18 protein-coding genes are annotated in these 15,880 nt (G+C 63.0%); 13 read left to right on the top strand and 5 right to left on the bottom strand.

Annotated features, from left to right (window positions below):
• Nucleotide 1: 1 nt before the first annotated feature.
• The 3 genes from K3F49_RS09345 to K3F49_RS09335 all read right to left on the bottom strand — a co-directional run bounded on the left by K3F49_RS09345 (nt 2) and on the right by K3F49_RS09335 (nt 1,994).
• Nucleotides 2-784, bottom strand: coding sequence for a sulfite exporter TauE/SafE family protein (locus tag K3F49_RS09345; protein WP_234680641.1), 783 nt, complete (start codon nt 782-784; stop codon nt 2-4).
• 3 nt (nt 785-787) lie between these two features.
• The gene (locus tag K3F49_RS09340) at nt 788-1,420 is read right to left on the bottom strand and encodes a TetR/AcrR family transcriptional regulator (RefSeq protein WP_234680640.1); all 633 of its coding nucleotides are present in this window, start codon (nt 1,418-1,420) and stop codon (nt 788-790) included.
• 202 nt (nt 1,421-1,622) lie between these two features.
• On the bottom strand, nt 1,623-1,994 hold the full coding sequence (locus tag K3F49_RS09335) for a tRNA-binding protein (RefSeq protein WP_234680639.1): 372 nt from the start codon (nt 1,992-1,994) through the stop codon (nt 1,623-1,625).
• 107 nt (nt 1,995-2,101) lie between these two features.
• Between K3F49_RS09335 and K3F49_RS09330 the strand changes: the two genes are divergently transcribed.
• The gene (locus tag K3F49_RS09330) at nt 2,102-2,467 is read left to right on the top strand and encodes an ArsC family reductase (protein WP_234680638.1); all 366 of its coding nucleotides are present in this window, start codon (nt 2,102-2,104) and stop codon (nt 2,465-2,467) included.
• On the opposite strand, the gene K3F49_RS09325 is transcribed toward K3F49_RS09330, so the two are convergent.
• Nucleotides 2,464-3,114: a PAS domain-containing protein gene (locus K3F49_RS09325; RefSeq protein WP_234680637.1), complete on the bottom strand. Its 651-nt coding sequence runs from the start codon at nt 3,112-3,114 to the stop codon at nt 2,464-2,466. The genes K3F49_RS09330 and K3F49_RS09325 overlap by 4 nt on opposite strands.
• 339 nt (nt 3,115-3,453) lie before the next feature.
• Between K3F49_RS09325 and K3F49_RS09320 the strand changes: the two genes are divergently transcribed.
• From K3F49_RS09320 to K3F49_RS09290, 7 genes are all read left to right on the top strand, one after another.
• Nucleotides 3,454-4,209 (top strand): ABC transporter ATP-binding protein, encoded by a 756-nt coding sequence (locus tag K3F49_RS09320; RefSeq protein WP_234680636.1) that lies wholly within the window; start codon nt 3,454-3,456, stop codon nt 4,207-4,209.
• Complete coding sequence (locus tag K3F49_RS09315; protein ID WP_234680635.1) at nt 4,202-4,948, top strand: ABC transporter ATP-binding protein; 747 nt, start codon at nt 4,202-4,204, stop codon at nt 4,946-4,948. Before K3F49_RS09320 ends, K3F49_RS09315 begins: the two co-directional genes overlap by 8 nt.
• Before the next feature lie 47 nt (nt 4,949-4,995).
• Nucleotides 4,996-6,216 carry an ABC transporter substrate-binding protein gene (locus tag K3F49_RS09310; protein WP_234680634.1) on the top strand — a complete coding sequence of 407 codons (1,221 nt, stop codon included), beginning with the start codon at nt 4,996-4,998 and terminating at the stop codon, nt 6,214-6,216.
• 72 nt (nt 6,217-6,288) lie between these two features.
• The gene (locus K3F49_RS09305) at nt 6,289-7,152 is read left to right on the top strand and encodes a branched-chain amino acid ABC transporter permease (RefSeq protein WP_234680633.1); all 864 of its coding nucleotides are present in this window, start codon (nt 6,289-6,291) and stop codon (nt 7,150-7,152) included.
• A 1-nt stretch (nt 7,153) separates the two neighbouring features.
• A complete protein-coding gene (locus K3F49_RS09300) occupies nt 7,154-8,122 on the top strand; it encodes a branched-chain amino acid ABC transporter permease (RefSeq protein WP_234680632.1) in 969 nt (322 codons plus the stop codon).
• Nucleotides 8,123-8,278: 156 nt separating this feature from the next.
• Complete coding sequence (locus K3F49_RS09295; RefSeq protein ID WP_234680631.1) at nt 8,279-8,923, top strand: DUF47 domain-containing protein; 645 nt, start codon at nt 8,279-8,281, stop codon at nt 8,921-8,923.
• Between the two features lie 15 nt (nt 8,924-8,938).
• Nucleotides 8,939-9,943: an inorganic phosphate transporter gene (locus tag K3F49_RS09290; RefSeq protein WP_148754250.1), complete on the top strand. Its 1,005-nt coding sequence runs from the start codon at nt 8,939-8,941 to the stop codon at nt 9,941-9,943.
• On the opposite strand, the gene sugE is transcribed toward K3F49_RS09290, so the two are convergent.
• Nucleotides 9,936-10,250, bottom strand: a complete 315-nt coding sequence (gene sugE, locus K3F49_RS09285; RefSeq protein ID WP_234680630.1) for a quaternary ammonium compound efflux SMR transporter SugE — start codon at nt 10,248-10,250, stop codon at nt 9,936-9,938. The two genes, K3F49_RS09290 and sugE, sit on opposite strands and share 8 nt — an antisense overlap.
• Nucleotides 10,251-10,408: 158 nt before the next feature.
• Here sugE and K3F49_RS09280 point away from each other — a divergent pair, with 158 nt between their 5' ends.
• The 5 genes from K3F49_RS09280 to K3F49_RS09260 all read left to right on the top strand — a co-directional run bounded on the left by K3F49_RS09280 (nt 10,409) and on the right by K3F49_RS09260 (nt 15,862).
• Complete coding sequence (locus tag K3F49_RS09280; protein WP_234680629.1) at nt 10,409-12,028, top strand: peptide chain release factor 3; 1,620 nt, start codon at nt 10,409-10,411, stop codon at nt 12,026-12,028.
• Between the two features lie 103 nt (nt 12,029-12,131).
• Nucleotides 12,132-12,710, top strand: a complete 579-nt coding sequence (locus K3F49_RS09275; protein ID WP_234680628.1) for a hypothetical protein — start codon at nt 12,132-12,134, stop codon at nt 12,708-12,710.
• Nucleotides 12,711-12,781: 71 nt separating this feature from the next.
• On the top strand, nt 12,782-13,366 hold the full coding sequence (locus tag K3F49_RS09270) for an NnrU family protein (RefSeq protein WP_234680627.1): 585 nt from the start codon (nt 12,782-12,784) through the stop codon (nt 13,364-13,366).
• A 73-nt stretch (nt 13,367-13,439) separates the two neighbouring features.
• Nucleotides 13,440-15,035 (top strand): class I adenylate-forming enzyme family protein, encoded by a 1,596-nt coding sequence (locus K3F49_RS09265; RefSeq protein WP_234680626.1) that lies wholly within the window; start codon nt 13,440-13,442, stop codon nt 15,033-15,035.
• A 173-nt stretch (nt 15,036-15,208) separates the two neighbouring features.
• On the top strand, nt 15,209-15,862 hold the full coding sequence (locus K3F49_RS09260) for a tetratricopeptide repeat protein (protein ID WP_234680625.1): 654 nt from the start codon (nt 15,209-15,211) through the stop codon (nt 15,860-15,862).
• The last annotated feature ends 18 nt before the right edge of the window (nt 15,863-15,880 follow it).

Here is a 15,880-nt window from a genome sequence, read left to right as displayed (position 1 = left end):
ACTAGCTCAGAGCCTTGTAACTCATGTAGAGCGCCATCAGCGCGACGAGACCTATCATGGTTCGGCGCAGCACCGCTTTGCTAACGCCGTTGGCCGCGCGTGCGCCGAGATCGGTGCCGATCCAGAGGCCGGCAACGATGCCGATGATGGCCGGCCAGCCGACCATCAGTCCCTTGCTCCAGTAGATCCATGCGGCCGGGATGTTGGTGGGGATGACCGAGAAAATGAGGCTCACGAGCTGCGCCTGGTGTTGAGGCACGCGGAGCCCTGCGGCAAGGCCGACCGTGATCGCGAGCCCGCCGCCGATGCCCATGAAGCCAGAGGAGAAGCCGGCAAGCACGCCGATGAGGAGCAGGGGGAGCCAGGGCAGTTGGCCTCGATCACCGGCGTCGCTGCTTCCGTCCTTGCGGTCGCGGCGAAGGATAAGGAGCGCGATCAGAGCGACGAGATAGGCGACGTAGGTCCATTGCAGGATCGCGTCGGAGACGGCTGCCGCCGCATAGCCGCCGCCCGCGCCGCCGATGAGGAATCCGATGCCGATCCAGACGATCCAAGGCAAGGGACTGTGATTGCCGCCCTGCCAATAGCGACGTACGCCGGCGAGGCCCGTCGGCGGGAGCTGCGTGATCAGCGAGGTTCCTTGCGCGATGTGCTGTTCCGCGCCCAGCAGCAGCACGGTGAAGATGACAAGGCCACCACCCGGGCTCGTGCCCATGAAGCCCGAGGTCAGTCCGCCGATGAGGCCAACGCCGGCGCCGGCGAGGAGGTCGTAGATGGCCGACATCGCTCACGTCCTCGTTCGTCGCTTGATATCGGGCTTGGTCGTACGAAAGCCGTCGATCACGCCGGTGACGGTCGCCATGCAGGCTGCGACGTCAAAATCCTCGCCCCAGCATTTCTGCAGCACAAAGCCCTGGAAGATCGCGACCAGCACGCGCGCGATCGCGTCCGCGCCGAGGTCGCGCTTGATCAGGCCGTCGTGTTGGGCGCGCTCGACCAGGGCCACGATCAACGCGCGCGGCATATCGATGCCTTCAACGACGTTGGTGCGGACGCGGCGGTTGCGCAGTGCCTCGGCCCAGCCATGGATGCCGACGCGACGCCGCGCTTCGCCGGCGGGATCGGTGAGCCATTGCGCGTAGACGCGCACCAGCGCGTGCAGTCCCTCGATCGAATCCCCGCATCCTTGCGCGACCGAGTTGAGGACGGCCTCGCGACGATGCCGGTCGTCGGCCAGCGCCTCGATCAGATCGTCCTTGCTCTGGAAGTAGAGATAGACCGCACCGTGGCTCAGGCCCGACCGCTTGACGATGTCGGCCATGCCGGTTTGGTGAAATCCGTCTTCCGAGAAGCAGGCGAGCGCTGCTTCGAGGATCTGCCGACGCCGGTCTTCACGCTTCTTGTCGCTGATCTTGGGCATCCGTCCCGTCCATAAATAACTGACAGATCGATCGTTTTTAGGAAGTTGCTGGGAGTCGCGCGAATAGAGACGTTCAAAAGAAAAACGATCAGTCAGTCATTTTTATTGGCGAAGAGGATTTTGGTCAAGTCCCGACGGCTTGACCGAGGAAACAGGAGGATGGGGCGATGATCGTTCCGTCGGTGCAGGCGACCGCGCGCCGCTAGAACAGCCGCCCGCCGTTCGGCACCGGCTTGCTCGGCTGCATCAGCACGACCTTGCCGTCCGCATCGGGAAAGCCGAGCGTCAGCACCTCCGAGACGACAGGTCCGATCTGGCGCGGCGGGAAATTGACGACGGCCGCGACTTGCTGGCCGACCAACGTCTCGAGCGGATGATTCTCGGTGATCTGCGCCGAGCTTTTGCGCACGCCGATCGCCGGGCCGAAGTCGATCCACAGCCGCCAGGCCGGCTTGCGCGCCTCGGGAAACGGCTTTGCATCGACGATGGTGCCGACGCGAATATCGACCGCGAGGAACGTATTGAAGTCGATGGTCGGCGAGGCGGATGCGGCGGGATCGTGGTTGACGTGCATGGTGTGTCCGTTCGGGAGAGGTCAAAAGCGTCGTTGGCAATATTGTCGCGCGATGCGGAGTTTCGTACAACGCCACGGCACGTCACGACGCATGCGCGAGGACCGTCTTGCCCAACATCATCTACGGCATCAAGAACTGCGACACCATGAAGAAGGCGCGCGCCTGGCTTGACACCCATGGCGTCACCTACGAGTTCCACGACTACAAGACCGCCGGCGTCGAGAAGGACAAGCTCAAGCAATGGAGCGACAAGCTCGGCTGGGAGACGCTGCTCAATCGCGCCGGCACCACCTTCAAGAAGCTGCCGGATGCCGACAAGGAAGGCTTGACCGAGAAGAAGGCGCTGGCGCTGATGCTAGCGCAACCATCGATGATCAAGCGTCCGGTGCTGGAAATTGGCGGCAAGCTCCTGGTCGGCTTCAAGCCGGACATCTACGACAAGGAAGTCGGCGCCAAATCGCGCAAAAGCTAATTCAGCTCGATGATCTCGGCGGTGACGCTCGGACCGCCGGTCTGATCGGCGAATCCGACGACGTCAGCGGCCGCGATGCGTCCGGGCGCGCGATGAAACAGGTCGCGGTCGATCACCGTGCACAGTTTTGGCCGCGGCAGCGCGTCATTTCCGCGCAGCAGATTCTTTATCTCGAAGCCCCCGTCCTCACAGAAGGTCTTGAGTGAGGCGATGACGTGGCTGACCTTGTCGTCGGTCAGGAAAGGCAGCAGCAGCCGTTCGTAGGCGACAATGCGGCCGTAGATGTCGTCGACGTCGGCAACGCTGTAGACCGGAAGTCTACGCGCGACGCATTCCTGATAGACCGGCATCACGAAGGGCGCGAGCCGCGGTCCGACATAATCCTCCAGCAGGATTCCCTTGCCGGTATGGCCATAGGCGCGGGAGATTCTTGTGCCCTCGCTCTGAATGGTCAGGCGCGGCGTCGGCGTCGAATTATCCACCGTGTAGTAGATGAGATCGGACAGCTCTTCCTCGAGTCGGGCGGGCTGATAATCCCAGATCGCCGGCGCAGTCTGTTGGCGCGCATAAAGTCGCAGCCACGTGTTGAGCAGGTCACGCTGCTTGATCGACTTGACGATGGAGGGAGCGGCGCTCGTGAAATCCAAAACAATATCCCGGCGGATGAAACCTGCGCATGATCGCCGCGGCGGGAAAATTTTTGATGAAGGCTGGCGCGCGAGGCCAAAGACCGTTAACGACGGCTTTATGACCGGTTTCTTGCGAACCGGAAGGCCGGCAGGCGCAACATCACAAAACCTCCAACTAAGGGAGCATAAGACTCCCGGCCGGAGGCTTGATCTGCTCAGCTTTCCGCCTTGCCTAACCCCCGTCACCTCCGGCATATTCCGCGCCCGGAGGCGGCGTTCCGGGAAGGCTCCAAGGTCTCCGGAAAGCCGAAGTAACAAGGACAGCCACGCGCATGGTGCGGGCAGGGGGAAATCTGTTTGGCCGATGAGTTCATTCTCGAAACGGAAGGCTTGACCAAGGAGTTCGCGGGCTTCTTCGCCGTCCGCGACGTTGCGCTCAAGGTCCGCCGTGGGAGTATTCACGCGCTGATCGGCCCGAACGGGGCCGGCAAGACGACGTGCTTCAATCTTCTGACCAAGTTCCTCAAGCCGTCTGCGGGAAAAATCCTGTACAAGGGACAAGACATCACCTCGATGGCGCCGGCCGACGTGGCGCGCCTGGGGCTGGTCCGTTCGTTCCAGATATCGGCGGTATTTCCGCATATGACCGCGCTGGAGAATGTCCGTGTCGCGCTCCAGCGCCAGCACGGCAGCTCCTTTGATTTCTGGCGTTCCAAGTCGGTGCTGAATCAGTTCAACGACCGCGCGCGTGAATTGTTGAACGATGTTGGTCTCAGCGAGTTCGCCAACACGCCGGCGGTCGAGATGGCCTATGGGCGCAAGCGCGCGCTCGAGATCGCAACCACGCTCGCGCTCGATCCGGAGATGATGCTGCTGGACGAGCCGATGGCCGGCATGGGCCACGAGGACATCGACAAGATCGCGGCGCTGATCAAGCGCATCTCGGCGAAATACACCATCCTGATGGTCGAGCATAACTTGAGCGTCGTGGCCAATCTCTCCGACATCATCACGGTGCTGACGCGCGGGCAGGTGCTTGCGCAGGGCCACTACAGCGAGCTCACCAAGGACGAACGCGTCAAGGAAGCCTATCTGGGAGCCGGTCATGCCTGAGACTGCAATGGCCGAGGCTCCGGCGAAGGCCGCGACCGGCGGCAACATCCTCCAGGTCCGCAACCTCGAAGCCTGGTACGGCGAGTCCCACATCCTGCACGGGATCAATTTCGAGGTGAACGCGGGCGAGGTCGTCACGCTGCTCGGGCGCAACGGCGCCGGCAAGACGACCACGCTGAAGTCGATCATGGGCATCATCGGCAAGCGTGCCGGATCGATCAAATTCAACAACCAGGACATCATCCGCGCGACCTCCGACAAGATCGCGCGCATGGGCATCGCGTTCTGCCCGGAGGAGCGGGGGATTTTCTCCAGTCTCGATGTGCGGGAGAATTTGTTGCTGCCGCCGGTGGTGCGCCCAGGCGGGCTGCCGCTCGAACAGATCTTCGATCTGTTTCCGAACCTGAAGGAGCGGCTCAACAGCCAGGGCACCAAGCTGTCCGGCGGCGAGCAGCAGATGCTTGCGATCGCGCGCATCCTGCGCACCGGCGCCAGCTTCCTGATGCTCGACGAGCCGACCGAAGGTCTTGCGCCTGTCATCATTCAGCAGATCGGTCACACCATTGCGCGGCTGAAGAAGGAAGGTTTCACGATCCTTCTGGTCGAGCAGAACTTCCGGTTCGCATCCACCGTCGCCGACCGCTATTACGTCGTCGAGCACGGCAAGATCATTGACGGATTTTCCAATGCGGAGCTTGCCGCCAACATGGACAAGCTCCACACCTATCTCGGCGTCTAGTACGCCGAGGGGCGAACGGTCACGAGAAGATTCACGAGGGAAGTAGCATGAAAAAGTCGATTGCATCGTTGTTGCTCGGCACGGCGTTGGCCGTTACCACCGCTGGCGCGGCTTTCGCGCAGGACAAGACGGTCAAGATCGGTGCGCTGTCCGATCAGTCCGGTCTCTATGCCGACCTCGGCGGGCCCGGCTCGACGCTCGCCGCCCAGATGGCGGTGGAAGATTCCGGCCTTGCCGCGAAGGGCTGGAAGATCGACATCATCTCGGGCGATCACCAGAACAAGCCGGATATCGGCACGGCGATCGCGCGGCAGTGGTTCGATGTCGACAAGGTCGACATCATCGTCGACGTGCCGAATTCCGGCGTGGCGCTCGCGGTCAACAACGTCGTGAAGGAAAAGAACGGCGTCTACATCAATTCGGGTGCGGCGACCTCCGACCTCACAAATGCTCAGTGCTCGCCCAACACCGTGCACTGGACCTACGACACCTACATGCTGGCCCACACCACAGGCCAGGCTCTGGTGAAGGCCGGTGGAGACACCTGGTTCTTCCTGACCGCGGACTACGCCTTCGGTGCGGCGCTCGAGCGCGACACCACGGCCGTCATCACCGCCAACGGCGGCAAGGTCGTTGGCGGTGTCAAGCATCCGCTCAACACGCCGGACTTCTCGTCCTTCCTGCTCCAGGCGCAGGCCTCCAAGGCCAAGATCATCGGCCTTGCCAATGCCGGCGGCGATACCACCAACACGATCAAGCAGGCCGCCGAGTTCGGCATCGTCAAGGGCGGCCAGAAGCTCGCGGCGCTGCTCTTGTTCCTCACCGACGTCAAGGCGATCGGCCTGGAAACCGCACAGGGCCTGAACTTCACCGAGACCTTCTACTGGGACATGAACGACCAGACCCGGGCTTTCTCCAAGCGGTTCTCGGAGAAGATGAAGAACGGCGCGATGCCGACCATGGTGCAGGCGGGCGTCTATGCAGGCGTGCGCCACTATCTCAAGGCCCTGGACGCGCTCGGCGGCAATCCGCATGACGGTGTCAAGGTCGTCGACAAGATGAAGTCGATGCCGACGGAAGACGAACTGTTTGGCAAGGGCGAAATCCAGCCAAACGGCCGCACCATCCACAACGCCTATCTGTTCGAGGTGAAGAAGCCCTCCGAGTCCAAGGGGCCGTGGGACTTCTACAAGCTCGTCGGCACGGTGTCGGGCGATCAGGCCTTCACGCCGCTCTCCGAGAGCAAGTGCGCGCTGCTTAAGAAGTAAGACCAATAGCCCGCCGGCGGCGAGCCGGCGGGCGCGACTTTGGGAACGCCGAAGGGACTGGGTGCTGGATCGATGCAGGCTCTCTACGCACAGCTACTGGTGGGACTGATCAACGGCTCGTTCTACGCGCTGCTCAGTCTCGGGCTCGCCGTCATCTTCGGCATGCTCAACATCATCAATTTCGCCCATGGCGCGCTCTACATGATGGGCGCCTTCGTCGCCTATTTCCTGCTGAACCTCGGCGGCATTAGTTACTGGTGGGCGCTACTGTTTGCGCCGATCATCGTCGGCATCTTCGGCATGATCCTGGAACGGACCATGCTGAAGTTCCTGACCGGGCTCGACCATCTCTACGGTCTGCTGCTGACCTTCGGTATCGCGCTGATCGTGCAGGGCGTGTTCCAGAATTTTTTCGGCTCGTCCGGACTGCCTTACGCGATTCCAGACCAGCTCAAGGGCGGCATGAATCTCGGCTTCATGTTCCTGCCGATCTACCGCGGCTGGGTCGTCATCTTCTCGCTGGTGGTGTGTCTTGCGACCTGGTTCCTGATCGAGAAGACCCGGCTCGGCGCTTATTTGCGCGCCGCCACGGAAAATCCGACGCTGGTGCGTGCCTTCGGCATCAACGTGCCGCGCATGATCACGCTCACTTACGGGTTGGGCGTCGGTTTGGCCGCGCTCGCCGGCGTGCTCTCGGCGCCGATCAACCAAGTCCGGCCGCTGATGGGCGCGGACCTCATCATCGTGGTGTTCGCGGTGGTGGTGATCGGCGGCATGGGATCGATCATGGGCTCCATCATCACCGGCTTTGCGCTCGGTGTGATCGAGGGCCTGACCAAATATTTCTACCCCGAGGCCTCCAACACCGTCGTGTTCGTGCTGATGGTGCTGGTGCTCTTGGTGAAGCCAACGGGATTGACGGGAAGGGCGGCCTGATATGACGGCCTTGACGGACGACACGCTGCCGGTAACCCCGCGCGCGATGCGCGACGAAATGATCGTCTTCGTGGTGATGGCGCTGCTGCTGGTCGCGGTGCCGTTCAGCGGAATCTATCCGTTCTTCGTGATGCAGGCGCTGTGCTTCGCACTGCTCGCCTGCGCCTTCAATCTTCTGATCGGCTATGGCGGCCTGTTGTCGTTTGGCCATGCGATGTTCATGGGCACCGCCGGCTACTGCAGCGCTCACGCGCTGAAGGTGTGGGCGCTGCCGCCTGAGCTCGGTATCCTCGTCGGAATTGTCGCTGCATTCGGGCTGTCGCTCATCACAGGCTTCATCTCGATCCGTCGCCAGGGCATCTATTTCTCGATGATCACGCTGGCGCTGTCGCAGCTGCTGTACTTTATCTACCTCCAGGCGCCGTTCACCCATGGTGAGGACGGCATCCAGGGCATTCCGCAGGGGCATATGTTCGGCGTGCTCGATCTGTCGAAGCCGACCGTGCTCTATTATGTGGTGCTGGTCGGCTTCCTCGCGGGCTTCCTGCTGATCTATCGCATTATCAACTCGCCGTTCGGTGAGGTGCTGAAGTCGATCCGTGAGAACGAACCGCGCGCCATCTCGCTCGGTTACCGGACCGACCAGTACAAGTTTCTGGCGTTTGTCCTGTCGGGGACGCTGGCAGGCTTTGCCGGTGCGCTGAAAGTGTTCGTGGCGCAGAACGCCTCGCTCACCGACGTGCACTGGACGATGTCGGGCGAAGTCGTGCTCATGACGCTGGTTGGCGGTCTCGGCACTATTTTTGGTCCCGTGGTCGGCGCTTTCGCGATCATCGCCATGCAGCAATATCTGGCCGGCTTCGGCCAGTGGGTGACGGTGATCCAGGGCTCGATCTTCGTAATCTGCGTGCTCACCTTCCGCCGTGGCGTCGTTGGTGAAGTTGCCCATTACTTCCGGAGATCGCTCTAAATCATTGATATCGCACCAATTCTATTGGTGTGCGAAAGCGGTGGATGATCGGGCTCCGCGGGCGCGAGATAACACGCGCGCGGAGCGAAAATGGTCTATGACGGTTTTGTGACGGTCCGCTCGGGCCGGGCCATGTCCAACCGGTAGACTCTCCCCATGATGCGATGGTTTCGCGCTTTCCTGCCCAAGGAAGAACGGTTCTTCGACCTGTTCGACCGCCACGCCCAGACCGTGATCCAGGGCGCGATCGCGCTTCAGGGCGTGCTCAATGGCGGCGAGGAGACGCCGGTCTATTGCCAGCGCGTCAACCAGTTCGAGAACGATGCCGACAACATCACCCGTGAGGTGCTGACCGCGGTGCGGCGCACCTTCATCACGCCGTTCGACCGCGGCGACATCAAGAATCTCATTACCTCGATGGACGATGCCATCGACCAGATGCAACAGACCGCAAAAGCCGTGATGCTGTTCGAGGTCCGCACCTTCGAGCCGCCAATGCGCGAGATCGGTGCGCTCCTGATCGAATGCGCCAATCTGGTCGGACGTGCGCTGCCGCTGATGCAGTCGATCGGGCCCAATGTCGCGATGCTGACCGCGATCACAGAAGAGCTGACCAAGCTCGAAGGCCGCGTCGATGACCTCCATGACATCGGGCTGAAGGAACTGTTCCTCAAGCACCGCGACGGCAGCGCGATGGACTTCATCGTCGGCGTTGAGATCTACGACCACCTCGAGAAGGTGGCCGATCGCTTCGACGACGTCGCGAACGAGATCAACAGCATCGTTATTGAACAGGTTTAGGGCAGGGAACGCGCCGTGGATGCTGCGTTGGGTCTTCCCGTCCTGGTCGGATTGATCGCCGTCGCGCTGCTGTTCGATTTCCTGAACGGCTTGCACGACGCTGCCAATTCGATCGCGACCATCGTCTCGACCCGGGTGCTGCGGCCGCAATTCGCGGTGATATGGGCTGCGTTCTTCAATTTCGTTGCCTTCATGGTGTTCGGGCTGCACGTCGCCCAAACCATCGGCACCGGCATCATCGATCCCGCAATCGTCGACGCCCAGGTGATCTTCGCTGCGCTTGTCGGTGCCATCGTCTGGAATCTCGTGACCTGGGCGCTCGGCATTCCGTCCTCGTCCTCGCATGCGCTGATCGGCGGCCTGGTCGGCGGCGGCATGGCCAAGGCCGGACTATCGGCGGCGGTCTGGAGCGGACTGACCAAGGCGGTACTGGCGATCGTCCTGTCGCCGCTGGTCGGCTTCCTGCTGGCGATGATGCTGGTCGCGATCGTGTCCTGGCTTTCGGTGCGCTCGACACCGTTCGCGGTCGACCGTGCCTTCCGCATCCTGCAATTCGCCTCCGCCTCGCTCTATTCGCTCGGGCACGGCGGCAATGACGCACAGAAGACGATGGGCATCATCGCCGTGCTGCTCTATTCGCAGGGCCATCTCGGCGGCGAATTCACCGTGCCGTTCTGGGTGGTGCTATCGTGCCAGGCGGCCATGGCGCTGGGCACGCTGATGGGCGGCTGGCGCATCGTCCGCACCATGGGCCTGCGCATCACCAAGCTGACGCCGATGCAGGGGTTCTGCGCCGAGACCGGCGGGGCGGCGACCCTGTTCATGGCCACCTTCCTCGGCGTTCCCGTTTCGACCACCCACACCATCACTGGCGCGATCGTCGGCGTCGGTGCCGCCCGCCGCGTTTCGGCCGTGCGCTGGAACGTGGCGAGTTCGATCGTCTATGCCTGGGTGATCACGATCCCGGCCTCGGCCATCGTGGCGGCACTGAGCTGGTGGGCGGTGCAAATCTTCAAGTAACGAGCTTCAGCCCGACAATGCCGGCTACGATCAGCCCGATGCTGGCGAGGCGGAGCGCGGTGGCCGGCTCGCCGAACAGGTAGATGCCGAGCGTCGCGGTGCCGACCGCGCCGATGCCGGTCCAGACTGCATAAGCGGTTCCGACGGGCAGCGTTTTGAGAGCGAGTCCGAGCAGGATCACGCTGCCGGCCATAGCCGTGAGCGTGATGATGGACGGAACCAGCCTGGTAAAACCCTCGGTATATTTCAGGCCAATCGCCCAGGTGATCTCGAGAAGACCGGCGACGAACAGGATGCTCCAGGCCATGACGACCCTCCATTCAAGGCAGGGTCGTCCCCGCGGGCTGATAGGCTGATGAGCAGGAAGGTCGTCCTCCCGAAAGCCGATATGGGGCTGGCCGAAGGCCTCCGCAATCACCAAATGAGGCTTGATAAGGCCCATTTTCCCTGCCAAACGCTCCCGCCATGTCCGACATCGCCACCACAGCCGAATCGCCGGCCCGTTCCCCGCTTGCCGCAGAAGTGTCGCGGCGGCGCACTTTTGCGATCATTTCGCACCCGGACGCCGGCAAGACCACGCTGACCGAAAAGCTGCTGCTGTTCGGGGGCGCCATCAATCTCGCCGGCCAGGTCAAGGCCAAGGGCGAACGGCGCAACACCCGCTCGGACTGGATGAAGATCGAGCGCGAGCGCGGCATCTCGGTCGTGACGTCGGTCATGACTTTCGAGTTCGAGGGCCTTGTCTTCAACCTCCTGGACACGCCGGGCCACGAAGACTTTTCGGAAGACACCTATCGTACGCTCACGGCGGTCGACTCCGCCGTGATGGTGATCGACGCCGCCAAGGGCATCGAGGCGCGGACGCGAAAGCTGTTCGAGGTCTGTCGTCTTCGGGACATCCCGATCATCACCTTCATCAACAAGATGGATCGCGATAGCCGCGACGTTTTCGAGCTGCTCGACGAGATCGAGAAGACGCTGGCGCTCGACACCACGCCGATGACTTGGCCAGTCGGCCGCGGCCGCGACTTCCTCGGCACCTATGACGTCATCAACGGCGGCGTGCGCCTGCTCGAAGGGGGCGGCGCCAAGACCGGTGCGGCACAGCAGATCGAGATCGCCGAACTCGCCAAGCTCAACGCCAATCTCGACGCATCTGCCGTGAAGGACGAGCTCGAGCTCGTCACCGCGGCCTCAAAGCCGTTCGAGCTCGATGCGTTCCGCGAGGGCCATCTGACGCCGGTCTATTTCGGCAGCGCGCTGCGCAATTTCGGCGTCGGCGATCTCCTTGAGGGTCTCGGCAAGTTCGCACCCGAGCCGCGCGCCCAGGACAGCGATCAGCGCAAGGTCGAAGCGACCGATCCACGCATGAGCGCCTTCGTGTTCAAGATCCAGGCGAACATGGACCCCAACCACCGCGACCGCATCGCCTTTGCGCGGCTCTGCTCGGGCAAGCTCAGCCGCGGCATGAAGGCGAAGCTGGTGCGCACCGGCAAGAGCATGCCGCTGTCGAGCCCGCAATTCTTCTTTGCCCAGGACCGTTCGGTGGCGGACGAGGCCTTTGCCGGCGACGTCGTCGGCATTCCCAACCACGGCACGCTGCGCATCGGCGATACGCTGACCGAGGGCGAGGATTTCAACTTCGTCGGTGTGCCGAGTTTTGCGCCGGAAATCGTCCGGCGCGTCCGTCTCACCGACGCGATGAAGGCGAAGAAGCTGAAGGAAGCGCTTCAGCAGATGTCGGAAGAGGGCGTCGTCCAGGTGTTCCGTCCGCGCGACGGTGCGCCGGCGCTGGTCGGCGTGGTCGGCGCGCTGCAGCTCGACGTGCTCAAGGCAAGGCTCGATGCGGAATATTCGCTGCCGGTCGAGTTCGAGGTCAGCGAGTTCCAGCTCGCGCGCTGGGTCTCCTCGGAGGATGGCAAGAAGCTCGACACCTTCATCGCGGCCAACACCTCCAGCATCGCCGACGATGTCGACGGCGATCCCGTGTATCTGGCGCGGAACGAGTTCTATCTCGGCTATACCAAAGAGCGCGCCGAGGGGATTGAGTTCACCAACGTCAAGGACGTCAAGAAGAAGGGGTAGGGCGCGCTCCGGCCGCTTGAACGCGAGCATGTGAACGTCCGCGGGCTTGACGCTTTCACGATCGATGCCACGTTCCACTGACGTGACATCGCGAGCTCAAAGCATGTGGCGCGCTATCCTCGTTCTTGTCCTGCTGGCGATTTCGACGCTCGCCGCCGGTGCGCAGCGCCGCCAGATCAATCCGATCCCGTTCGCGCATGAGCCGTGCAGCGTGCTCGATTCTCGCCCCTGCACCCCGTATTATTGCAGCCCGCTCGATCACGGGCCCTGCATTCCCGAGATCGACTATCCCTATGGGGAGAACCTCCAGCTCACAATCGAAAGCGTTCCGTCGGATGCCGACCGGGCCAAATACCAGAAGCCGGATCATGATCTCGATACGATCGGCGATCTTTTCGCCGAGCTGCGCACCTGCTGGTCGCCGCCATCGGACAATGCGCGAACCGGGATGCAGATGTCGGTGCGCTTCAGCTTCAACAAGACCGGCAGCCTGATCGGCCCGCCGCGCCTGACATACGCGACCGCAGGCGTCCCGACCGACACAAGGACGACCTATCTGAACGCGATCAATTCATCGCTGAACGCCTGCCTGCCGCTGAAATTCACCACCGGCCTCGGCGGCGCCCTGGCCGGGCGTCCGATCGCGATCCGGTACGTCGATAATCGCGAGACTGGCAAGTAGCGCATCAGTTGCGACCGGCGGCCAATCGATGATACGCCATGGGCGGTGGCGCTGGTTGAGGGGAGGATGTCGTGGGTCTGCTGGTCATGATCCTGGGGCTGGTGCTGTTTTTCGCCGCCCATGTTTTCACAACAAAACGCGATGCGCGCGCGCAGGCGATCGCGAGGCTTGGCGAGGGGACCTACAAGATCCTCTATTCTGTGGTCTCGCTTGCGGGACTGGCGCTGATCGTCTGGGGCTTTGCCCATTATCGCGCGACCGACTGGATTGATGTCTGGTATCCACCGAAGGCAATGAAGCACATCACGGTCGCGCTGATGTTGCCTGCCGTCATCCTGGTGGTCGCGTCATATTTGCGCGGCCGCATCTATGCGACGCTGAAGCATCCGATGCTCGCCGGCATCAAGCTGTGGGCGGCTGCGCATCTCCTGGCGAACGGCGATCTCGGCTCCATCATCCTGTTCGGCTCGTTCCTGGGCTGGGGGGTCTATGACCGCATTTCGCTGAAGCATCGCACTGACAGTGGCGGCCCGCCGATTCCGGTGGGCGGCGTCACCAATGATTTGATCGCGGTGGCGGTTGGAATCGTCGCCTATCTGGCGCTGGCGTTTGCATTCCACCCTGTCGTGATCGGCGTTCCCGTCATGGGTAGCTAGCCGATCAGCGCAAGACAGCACCCGCGTGCGCATGCGCGGAAGGTGACAAAAGCAACAAGCCGAGGGCCCTCCGATGGATTGGTCGCAATCTCAGATTCCGCCGATGCGGTTCGAGGCACGTTTTGGCGATCGGGTGGTCCCGGCCTTTACCGATCGTCCCTCGAGCTTGTGGGCGATGATCGCGGAGGCTGCCGCGCGCAACGGCGATGGCGAAGCGCTGGTCTGCGGCAATGTCCGGCTGAGCTGGCGGCAGGCGGTGGAGCAGGCCGCGCGAATTGCCTCGGGCTTTCGCAAGCTCGGCCTGCAGCGCGGCGACCGCGTCGCGATTCTGCTCGGCAACCGCATCGAATTTCCGCTGCTGCTGTTTGCCGCCGCGCATGAGGGGCTGGTTACGGTGCTGCTGAGCACGCGCCAGCAGAAGCCGGAGATCGCCTACGTTCTCACCGATTGCGGCGCCAAAATCCTGATCCACGAAGCGGGTCTCGCCGAACGGCTGCCGGATGCGCGGGGTGTGCCCGCTGTGATCCATCGCGTCGCCATCGACAGCGATCCGGCTCTGTCGCGCTTCGCGGTGCTCGCCGACAATTCCCCGGCGCCGGCACCGGTCGAAGTGAACGAGGAGGATACCGCGATGATCCTCTACACTTCGGGCACCACAGGCAAGCCGAAGGGCGCGATGCTCGCTCATTGCAACATCGTGCATTCCTCGATGGTGTTCGTGTCCTGCCTGCAATTGACGGCCGCCGACCGCTCGATCGCGGCCGTACCGCTCGGGCACGTCACAGGCGTCGTCGCCAACATCACGACGATGATCCGCTGCGGCGGCGCGCTGATCATTATGCCGGAATTCAAGGCGGCTGATTATCTCAGGCTCGCCGCGCGCGAGCGCGTCACCTACACGGTGATGGTGCCGGCGATGTACAATCTCTGCCTGCTACAACCGGCTTTCGACAGCTACGATCTCTCGAGCTGGCGCGTCGGCGGTTTTGGTGGCGCGCCGATGCCCGTCGCCACCATCGAGAAGCTCAAGGCGACCATTCCGGGGCTGAAGCTCGCGAATTGCTACGGCTCGACCGAGACGACGTCGCCGTCCACCATCATGCCGGGCGAGCTGACGGCGAGCCATATCGACAGTGTCGGTCTGCCGTGTCCGGGGGCGCGGATCGTCGCGATGGGGACGGATGGGCGCGAGCTACTGCCCGGCGAGATCGGCGAGCTCTGGATCCAAAGCGCCTCCGTCATCAAGGGTTACTGGAACAATCCGAAGGCGACGGCCGAGAGTTTCACTGCCGGCTTCTGGCATTCGGGCGATCTCGGCTCGGTCGATGCCGACGGGTTCGTCCGTGTGTTCGACCGGCAGAAGGACATGATCAACCGCGGCGGCCTGAAGGTCTATTCGGCCGAGGTCGAGTCCGTGCTGGCCGGCCACCCCGCCGTGGTCGAGAGCGCGATCATCGCAAAGCCATGCCCGGTGCTGGGCGAGCGCGTCCATGCGGTGGTGGTCACGCGGGTCCAGGTCGGCAGCGACGACCTGCGGGCCTGGTGTGCCGAGCGGCTGTCCGATTACAAGGTGCCGGAGACCATGACGCTCACGGCCGAGCCCCTCCCGCGCAATGCCAACGGCAAGGTGGTGAAGCGCCAGCTGCGTGAGCTGCTGGTCGAGGCCTGAAAGGGGCCGGTTGTGGGCACCGGGATATCCCGGATCGCGCGTTAACGCCTTGATCGGCCTTGCTTTGCCTTGCCACCGCCATATCGATAGGGTATCGCCGCCGCGACGTGGGGACGGGTTTTAGACGCGCACGGACTAGCGCGCGCTCCCGGCCGGGCATGGGATTAGCATAAGTGTCTGAATTATTTGACGAAGTCGACGAGGAAGTACGTCGCGAGCAGTTCAAGAAGCTGTGGGACAAATATTCGCTCTACATCATCGCCCTGATGGTGCTGATCGTGGCGGCCGTGGGCAGCTGGCGCGGTTACCAGTATCTAGAGGCCAAGAAGGCCGCCGAGGCTGGCGCGATCTTCGAAAAGGCCGTCGAGCTGTCGGAGCAGGGCAAGCACGCGGAGGCCGAGACGGCCTTTGCCGATCTCGCCGCCAAGGCCCCATCCGGCTACCGCACCCTGGCGCGGCTCCGCGCCGCGGCCGAGGCATCGGCCCGCGATCCCAAGGCTGCCGCCAAGATGTATGACGACATCGCCGCGGACCGTAGCGTCGGCAGCGAGTGGCAGGACTTGGCGAAGATCCGCGCAGCCAGCCTGCTGGTGGACAGCGCGAGCTACGCCGACATCCAGCAGCGGCTGGAAACCTCTGCCGAGCCCAAATCGACCTTCCGCCATAGCGCCCGCGAGATGCTGGCGCTGTCGGCTTGGCGCAATAACGACATGACCGCGGCCCGCAAATGGGTCGACGCGATCGCCGAGGACGGCGAAACGCCACCGGGCCTGCGCTCGCGCGCGGAAGCGCTCCAGGCCTTGCTGCCGCCCGTCGCCAAAAGCTGATCAAGAGCTGGCGGTCTA

This window comes from Bradyrhizobium monzae (genome assembly GCF_021458635.1).
Lineage (GTDB): Bacteria > Pseudomonadota > Alphaproteobacteria > Rhizobiales > Xanthobacteraceae > Bradyrhizobium.
The sequence above is the reverse complement of the archived record's forward strand: the minus strand, read 5'-3'. Positions and strand labels throughout refer to the sequence as shown.